The following is a 2,003-nucleotide window of genomic DNA, read 5'->3' on the forward strand; positions in this document are numbered from 1 at the left end:
CGAGGACGACTTCGCGCGCCGCCTCGGGCACGCCGACGCGGGGCCGCCGCCCCCGCCGCTCGCCGCCGAGGACCCGGACGGCATCGTCGTGCACATCCGCTCGCTCACCAAGGTCACCGCCCCGAGCCTGCGCGTCGCCGCCGTCCTCGCGCGCGGGCCCGTCCTGGAACGGCTGCGCGCGGTGCAGGTCGTGGACCACTTCTTCGTACCGCGTCCGCTCCAGGAGGCCGCGCTCGAACTCGTGGGCTCCCCCTCCTGGCCGCGCCATCTCCGTACCGTGGCAAGCGAGTTGGGTTCCCGCAGGGCGGCGCTCGCGACGGCTCTCGCCCGTCGGCTGCCCGAGGCGGCGCCCGCCCGCGTGCCCACCGGGGGCTACCACCTCTGGCTCCCGCTCCCCGAGGGCACCGACGAGTCCGCGCTCGCCGCCGAGGCGCTGCGCCGGGGCGTCGCGGTCGCCCCCGGCCGCCCGTACCACCCCGCCGAACCGGACCACCCGCACCTCAGGATCAGCTACGGGGGAGTGGCGGACGCGGACGAACTGGAGGAGGGCGTACGGAGGCTGGCGCAGGCGTTCGCGGCGGTACGGGAGTGAGGCGGGGCGGGACGCGGGGGGCGACCGGCGCGTCCCGGACGCCCGCTCACCCCAGCGGCAGGATCATCCACTTCCCCGGCTCCACCTCGTCGTACCCCACCGAGCGGTACAACTCCTGCGCACTGCTTGTCACGAGCAGCACGCGCGGCACCCCGTACTCCTCCATCCGCGCCCGCACGGCGGCCAGGAGCGCCTTCGCGAGCCCCCGGCCCCTGGCCTCGCGCGGCACGTAGACGTCGCAGAGCCAGGCGAAGGTGGTGCGGTCGGTGACGACCCGCGCGTAGGCGCGCTGCTCGCGGCGCACCGTGCCGTCCGCCTCCGGCACGTCCTCGTACACGCCGAAGTTCAGCGAGGCCGCGACGGCGGCGCGCTGCTTCTCCAGGCTGCGGCCGAGCGCCCAGTAGGCGTCGGTGGAGAGCCAGTGGTGAACGCGTTCGATGTCGACGAGTTCCGGCGCGTCCGAGACGAAGTGGCCGGGCGGGAGGGGGACGGCGGGCAGGTCCGTGTACGTGGTCATGCGGGCAGTCTCGCAACGCCCGCGCGGCGCCGCCCAGCCGGTTTCACTGGGTGGACGGGGCCTCGCGGGTGTGCTCCGTGCGCAGGATCAGGTCCTTCGCGGGCCCCGCGACGCGCCACACCACGCTCCACACGTCCGGGGCGCTCACGGTGAACTCGCCCCGGTAGAGGTCCAGGGAGCAGGGGTGGTCGGCGACGGCGTGCCCGGTGCGCAGGTCGAGGTCGTGGAAGAAGCGTCCGTCGTCGAAGGTGACGCGCGCGGAAGCGGCGCCGTGCGGCCCCGGCAGCCAGCGCAGGGTCCGGTACGCGGGGCGCGCGACGCCGTCCCACGTGAAGACACCCTCCTCGTGGTGCCGCAGCCCGCCGCCGGGCAGCGCCGTGAAGTCCGCCGTGCCCGTGAAGTGCCCGCGCGTGCCGGTGTGCCGGTCCTCGGCGGTCCGCTCCACGCGCCACCGCCCCGCGAGGAAGGCGAGCAGGTCGGGGACGGGCGTCTCGGGCCGGGATGCGGGCATGGCTCCTTCCTACTCCAGCGGTACGGGCCGTGACCACCCCGGTGACCACGGCCCGGCCGCACCGGCCCGCGTCCCCCGCCCGTTCCGGGGTACCCGTCACCCCATGGACACCGAACACACACAGGACCACGTTCTCCTCACCGCCGACACCAACGGCGACGGCAAGCCCGACGTGTGGATGACGGACACCACGGGCGACGGCAAGGCCGACCTCTACCAGTTCGACACCACCGGCGACGGCACGGTGGACGTCACCGTGACGGAGGAGGAGGGCGCGGCGGAGCGGCGGCACGTGGTGGAGGGCGACGGCGGGCACCCGGTCCCCGGCACCTGAGCCGGGGGGCGGCGGGGCGCGGGGAGGCGAGGTGCGGTCAGGCCGGGCG

Annotated in this window: 4 protein-coding genes; 2 read left to right on the plus strand and 2 right to left on the minus strand. The window is 75.6% G+C overall.

Annotated elements, in window-relative coordinates; all coding sequences use genetic code 11:
* Positions 1-592 (plus strand): hypothetical protein (locus G3I42_RS20460; protein ID WP_164287970.1); only part of this gene is annotated, 592 nt, incomplete at its 5' end.
* A gap of 46 nt (positions 593-638) precedes the next feature.
* Here the strand turns inward: G3I42_RS20460 and G3I42_RS20465 are convergent.
* Both G3I42_RS20465 and G3I42_RS20470 read right to left on the minus strand, forming a co-directional pair.
* Positions 639-1,109 carry a GNAT family N-acetyltransferase gene (locus G3I42_RS20465; protein ID WP_164287972.1) on the minus strand — a complete coding sequence of 157 codons (471 nt, stop codon included), beginning with the start codon at positions 1,107-1,109 and terminating at the stop codon, positions 639-641.
* A 43-nt stretch (positions 1,110-1,152) separates the two neighbouring features.
* The gene (locus tag G3I42_RS20470) at positions 1,153-1,620 is read right to left on the minus strand and encodes a DUF6314 family protein (protein WP_164287974.1); all 468 of its coding nucleotides are present in this window, start codon (positions 1,618-1,620) and stop codon (positions 1,153-1,155) included.
* 103 nt (positions 1,621-1,723) lie between these two features.
* Here G3I42_RS20470 and G3I42_RS20475 point away from each other — a divergent pair, with 103 nt between their 5' ends.
* Positions 1,724-1,954, plus strand: a complete 231-nt coding sequence (locus G3I42_RS20475; protein ID WP_164287976.1) for a hypothetical protein — start codon at positions 1,724-1,726, stop codon at positions 1,952-1,954.
* Positions 1,955-2,003 lie beyond the last annotated feature (49 nt).

This window comes from Streptomyces sp. SID11385, from assembly GCF_010548245.1.
Taxonomy (GTDB): domain Bacteria; phylum Actinomycetota; class Actinomycetes; order Streptomycetales; family Streptomycetaceae; genus Streptomyces.

What these genes read in the sequence shown, in the direction of transcription:
- G3I42_RS20465 (WP_164287972.1), bottom strand. Translation starts at nt 1,109, where the DNA reads ATGACCACGTACACGGACCTGCCCGCCGTCCCCCTCCCGCCCGGCCAC.
- G3I42_RS20470 (WP_164287974.1), bottom strand. Translation starts at nt 1,620, where the DNA reads ATGCCCGCATCCCGGCCCGAGACGCCCGTCCCCGACCTGCTCGCCTTC.
- G3I42_RS20475 (WP_164287976.1), top strand. Translation starts at nt 1,724, where the DNA reads ATGGACACCGAACACACACAGGACCACGTTCTCCTCACCGCCGACACC.